Genomic DNA, 4,672 nt, shown 5'->3' with positions numbered 1-4,672 from the left:
TCTTTCGTTGCCTTTGCGTAGGCGAGGACGGCATCGACGTAGCTGTCGCAGTGGTTGTATGCATATATTGCCTGACGTTTTGCCTCGAGCCTTCCGTTCTCCCAGCCATGGGCCTTTAAATAATTAGCAATGCTTGCGACGGCATCCCTGAAATCGAAAAGGTCTATGACCCCGTCCCCGTTGCCGTCAACAGCGAACCTCACATAGGAAGAAGGAATGAACTGGCAGATGCCGAACGCGCCTGCCCACGAACCTTTCATTGAAAAAGGGTCTTTGTTCTGTTCCCTGCACAGGCGGAGGAATTCTATCAGTTCATCTTCTGCCCACGCTGAACGGCGGTTTTCAACGATCGCCATGGTGAACAGGCTGTTGAACACGGGATACTTCCCGGTCTTCCTCCCGAAGTCTGTCTCTATGCGGAGAATGGCTACGACCACCTCTTTTTCTACACCGAATGATCGCTCGACCTCCTCAAGGATCTCCCTGTTTTCGCTTAATATCCTCTGCCCGCGCTCAAGTGAGCTTTTCTTAAGCAGGCCGAACCTCCGGCCCATGTAATCAAGACCCTTGCCCTTTCTTCCAACGATCTCAGGATAAAGCTCCAGCCTGCTGTCCGAAAAGGTTTTATTGATCTCCTCCTCGGAAAACCCCTCTGTCCTCAATCTTTCCTTCAGTTGGCTCAACCTGTCTTGATATTGCGGGTCGATATCGGCAGATAAAACCGGATGAAATAATAGAATGACAAAAAGAAAACTTATAACCAGCGCGAAACGGGGGGAGGAATCTCTCAGCGCATCAACCTCCTTTCTCTCATCATAACAATCCTCCGAATAAAATCAACAGATTTTTCATTCCCAGCGAAGATTCCCGTTGAATTTTTATCCGTTCTCGTGAAAAGTATTATATGAATGAGGAGGGGACATGAAGCCAAAGGTGTATATTACCCGGAAGATCCCTGAGCCCGGTCTGGGGCTTATCGGCGAACATTGCGGGATCACACTTCATAAAAAGGAGACACCGCCCACCCGTGAGGAGATCATAAAAAACATAGCGGGCAAGGATGCGCTGCTGTGCCTTCTCACCGACAGGATCGACAGGGAGGTTCTCGATGCCGGTTCAAATCTCAGGGTCATCAGTACGTTGAGCGCGGGCTTTGAGCATATAGATGTTACGGCAGCGACAAAGCGGGGCATCTACATAGGCTACACGCCCGGCGTCCTCACCGAGGCGACGGCCGACCTCGCCTTTGCCCTTATCCTGGCCGTATCGCGGAATATCGTACAGGCCGACAGATTCGTCCGCGGCAAACGATGGACGATCCCGTGGTCGCCCTCCCTTTTTCTCGGGCAGTCTGTCCGGGGGAGCACGATCGGGATCATCGGTCTCGGCAGGATAGGCAAGGCCATGGCGCAAAGGGCGTGGGGGTTCGATATGAGAGTGCTCTATTCCGATGTCCGGCGCGCTGCTCCCGCTGAGGAAAAAAGGCTTCACCTCGAATACAGGCCACTGGACGATCTGCTCCGGGAATCGGACTTTGTGACGGTCCATACACCGCTCACGAAAGAGACGTTCCACATGATCAACGCAAAAAGGTTGAGGCTGATGAAGCCTACGGCCATCCTCGTCAATACGTCGCGGGGACAAACGGTCGATGAGGCCGCGCTGATAGAGGCGCTTGGAGAAAACCGGATAGCAGGCGCGGCGCTTGACGTTTTTGAAAAAGAACCCGTCGGAAAGGACAATCCCTTGCTCCGCCTTCGCAACGTGACCCTGCTGCCCCATATCGGGAGCGCGACACGGGAAACCCGGGGGAAGATGTCCGAACTTGCTGCGCAGAACCTTCTGAACGTGCTCATGGGCAAAGCGCCTGTCCACTGGCTCAATCCCGACGTTGCGAAAATCAGGCCCCTGAAAGCAGTCAGGATGATATAAACCGGATAAAGGCAGTGAACAGCAGGAAAAAATGCAGGTTAAGGTTCAGGCTAAGGTTAAGCAAACTGTCGGTTCTCCTCAACCTTAACCTCAACCTGATTCTTCCTGCCATGAGCCATGAACTATGAGCCGCATTATAATCTCGATATACGAACTACGATATACGATATACTGTTATTATTGACACTCCCTATGCGAGTCATTACTATGTAAGAAGGAAGAGAACGGATATGCTCGATCAGAACGCGGTCCTTGTCCTGAATAAACGATACCTTGTGAAAGACGAGGCAGGCAATCCCGTCGAGAGCCCTGACGGCATGTTCAGGAGGGTCGCGCATGCGATCGCAGGCGCGGAGGGGAACTACAGGGGCGGTGATCCTGAAAGGGTGGAAGAGGAATTCTACCGCATGATGTCAAACCTCGAATTCCTCCCCAACTCACCTGCCCTGATGAATGCCGGCAGGGAACTCGGCCAGCTCTCCGCCTGTTTTGTCCTGCCCGTTGAAGACTCACTCGATTCTATCTTTGACAGCGTAAAAGAGACCGCTCTGATCCACCAGACCGGCGGAGGCACCGGCTTCTCCTTTTCACACCTGAGGCCAAAGGACGATATCGTTGCGTCAACGATGGGCGCGGCGAGCGGCCCCGTATCGTTCATCAGGGTCTTCAACATGGCAACGGAGGTCATAAAACAGGGGGGCACCAGGAGAGGCGCCAACATGGGAATCCTACGGATAGACCACCCCGACATAGAGGAATTTATAACAGTTAAAAAGGATCCTCAGGAGCTGAACAATTTTAACCTCTCTGTTGCTGTTACCGATGCCTTCATGGATGCATATGTCAAGGATAAGGACTTCCCGCTTGTCAATCCCCGGACAGGAAAAACAGTTAAAACAGTCAAAGCGCAAAGGCTTTTCAGGCTCATTGCCGAAGCTGCATGGGCATCAGGCGAGCCCGGGATCCTCTTTATCGATACCGTCAACAGGGCAAACCCGACGCCGGATATCGGGGTGATCGAGGCTGTAAATCCATGTGGTGAACAGCCGCTTCTTCCCTATGAATCGTGCTGCCTCGGCTCCATCAACCTTGTCGGGATCGTAAAGGACGGCCACATTGACCGGGAGATGCTGAAGCGCCTGACACACAATGCAGTACGGTTCCTCGACAACGTCATCGACGTAAGCAGATACCCGCTCCCTGAGATAGAGGCCGTCACGAAGGGCAACAGAAAGATAGGTCTCGGGGTCATGGGGTTTGCCCATATGCTGATCCTCCTCGGCATCCCTTATGATTCCCCTGAGGCAGAACAAACCGGCGCCCAGGTAATGGGATTCATCGAAGAGGAATCGAAGGCGGCGTCGCGTGCGCTTGCCGGAGAGCGCGGGGTCTTCCCACATTACAAGGGCAGCATATGGGAAAAGAAAAACCTCCCGCAGAGAAACGCAACGACGACAACGATCGCGCCGACAGGCACCCTGAGCATCATCGCCGGGACATCGAGCGGCATAGAACCCATATACGACATTCGGTATTCGCGGATACTCTTCGGGGGGTTAAAGGTCGAAGTCATCGATCCCCTTTATGAACAGATACAGCGAGGTCCCGACGGGCAGGCAACAATAAAAAGGCTTTTCAGGAAGGCTCACCAGGTTACCCCTCGCAGTCATCTCGCGATCCAGAAGGCCTTTCAGGACCACGTTGATAACGCGGTCTCAAAGACTATCAACCTGCCGGAAGATGCAAACCCGGAGACGATACTCGATATCTACCTCGAGGCCTACCGGATGGGGTTGAAGGGAACAACGGTATTCAGAGACCAAAGCAGGGAATCACAGGTACTCTCCTGCGGCGCCCACCAGTTCTGCTGAAAGGCGCTCGGTAAATCCATTGAAACCACGGGCAAGCTGCACTATAATAAAAAAAGAGGTGAGTATGGGTATAAAACATGTTGACGGAGACAATAAGACAAGACTTATGCTTTATGCACTGAGCACCTGCATCTGGTGCAAGAGAACGAAGTTATTCCTCCAGCAGCACAGTATCGGCTACGATTACGTGGATGTGGACAGCCTTGAAGGCGATGAAAAAGAAAAGACCCTCGAAGAGATCAAACGATGGAATCCCCGGTGTTCTTTCCCATCACTTGTTGTCAACGGTGAGAAATGTGTCGTTGGTTTTGATGAAGACAAGATCAAGGAAGCCATCGGGTTATGAATAGCGCAGACGGAATAAGCCGGGACAATGTTGACAGGCTTTTTGAGAAGCTCAACGCGGAGGCAAATGCATCGGGTTACTCACTCAACCCTGACACGGAATTTACAAAAGACCTCGTCAGGAGCCTTATCGTCAACCAGAGACGCTACGGGTATCCCTCATGCCCATGCCGGCTCTCGACAGGCGCCAGAGAGGACGACCTTGACATCATCTGTCCCTGCGACTACCGTGATCCTGACCTCGATAAATACGGCGCATGTTACTGCGCCCTCTACGTATCAAAGGCAATATTAAAAGGCCAAAAACGCCTGACATCCATCCCTGAAAGAAGGCCATCCCCGGAAGAGAGACGACAGCAAAAGATACTTTCCATGCGGGGCAATCTCGCAGACCTCCCTCTCCCTGTCTGGAGATGCAAGGTCTGCGGCTACCTCTGCGCCAGGGAACGCCCTCCGGAGACCTGCCCTATCTGCAAGGCAGCGCAGGAACGCTTCGAACGGTTCATTTAAAACAATGCACCTAC

The 4,672-nt window shown here is 52.8% G+C and carries 5 protein-coding genes; 4 read left to right on the top strand and 1 reads right to left on the bottom strand.

Annotation, left to right across the window (positions count from 1 at the left end):
• On the bottom strand, window positions 1-662 hold a 662-nt coding region (locus tag PHU49_14905; GenBank protein MDD5245296.1), incomplete at its 3' end, for a lytic murein transglycosylase.
• Between the two features lie 259 nt (window positions 663-921).
• On the opposite strand from PHU49_14905, the gene PHU49_14900 reads away from it, so the two are divergent.
• The 4 genes from PHU49_14900 (at window position 922) to PHU49_14885 (ending at window position 4,658) form a co-directional block, all read left to right on the top strand.
• Window positions 922-1,932, top strand: a complete 1,011-nt coding sequence (locus PHU49_14900) for a D-glycerate dehydrogenase (GenBank protein MDD5245295.1) — start codon at window positions 922-924, stop codon at window positions 1,930-1,932.
• A 230-nt stretch (window positions 1,933-2,162) separates the two neighbouring features.
• Entirely contained in the window at window positions 2,163-3,803 is a 1,641-nt protein-coding gene (locus tag PHU49_14895; protein MDD5245294.1) for an adenosylcobalamin-dependent ribonucleoside-diphosphate reductase, read from the top strand.
• 64 nt (window positions 3,804-3,867) lie between these two features.
• Window positions 3,868-4,149, top strand: coding sequence for a glutaredoxin family protein (locus tag PHU49_14890; protein MDD5245293.1), 282 nt, complete (start codon window positions 3,868-3,870; stop codon window positions 4,147-4,149).
• Window positions 4,146-4,658, top strand: coding sequence for a ferredoxin-thioredoxin reductase catalytic domain-containing protein (locus PHU49_14885; GenBank protein MDD5245292.1), 513 nt, complete (start codon window positions 4,146-4,148; stop codon window positions 4,656-4,658). Before PHU49_14890 ends, PHU49_14885 begins: the two co-directional genes overlap by 4 nt.
• Window positions 4,659-4,672 lie beyond the last annotated feature (14 nt).

It is taken from the genome of Syntrophorhabdaceae bacterium (genome assembly GCA_028713955.1).
GTDB lineage: Bacteria > Desulfobacterota > Syntrophorhabdia > Syntrophorhabdales > Syntrophorhabdaceae > UBA5609.
The sequence above is the reverse complement of the archived record's forward strand: the minus strand, read 5'-3'. Positions and strand labels throughout refer to the sequence as shown.

Coding starts and splice junctions, on each gene's coding strand:
- PHU49_14890 (MDD5245293.1), top strand. CDS start 3,868: ATGGGTATAAAACATGTTGACGGAGACAATAAGACAAGACTTATGCTT.
- PHU49_14895 (MDD5245294.1), top strand. CDS start 2,163: ATGCTCGATCAGAACGCGGTCCTTGTCCTGAATAAACGATACCTTGTG.
- PHU49_14900 (MDD5245295.1), top strand. CDS start 922: ATGAAGCCAAAGGTGTATATTACCCGGAAGATCCCTGAGCCCGGTCTG.
- PHU49_14885 (MDD5245292.1), top strand. CDS start 4,146: ATGAATAGCGCAGACGGAATAAGCCGGGACAATGTTGACAGGCTTTTT.